Origin of the sequence: Acetobacter suratthaniensis, assembly GCF_017377745.1 — a bacterium.
Taxonomy (GTDB): Bacteria; Pseudomonadota; Alphaproteobacteria; order Acetobacterales; family Acetobacteraceae; genus Acetobacter; species Acetobacter suratthaniensis.
The window spans coordinates 1-300 of the sequence record NZ_JAFVMG010000072.1; the positions used below are offsets into that span (position 1 = coordinate 1).

The 300-nt window shown below is 51.0% G+C and carries 1 protein-coding gene; it reads right to left on the minus strand.

The window, feature by feature from the left end; all coding sequences use genetic code 11:
- Positions 1–222 (minus strand): transposase (locus J2D75_RS14355; RefSeq protein WP_341534982.1); only part of this gene is annotated, 222 nt, incomplete at its 3' end.
- Positions 223–300 lie beyond the last annotated feature (78 nt).

The following is a 300-nucleotide window of genomic DNA, read 5'->3' on the forward strand; positions in this document are numbered from 1 at the left end:
CAAATTGTTGAGCGTCTGGATAACCAGAATTTTGAACATCAGCACCGGATCAAATGGCGGTCGTCCGCCTTTGCTTCCGTCAGAATACGCCAGAGCCTTCCCCAGGTCAGGGCGGAAGACTTCAAAATCCACAGTCCGGGAAAATGCTTCGAGCTGATCACCAAGCCCGCTCAGCCGGGCAAGCCGCTCTTCAACATCAAAAAATCCCGCCTGCTTCATGATCCATACTCCAATCAACGCAAGGAAAATGGAATCACAGAGCAGACCTCAATACCAGAGGGTTTTTCGAACCCTCCAGAT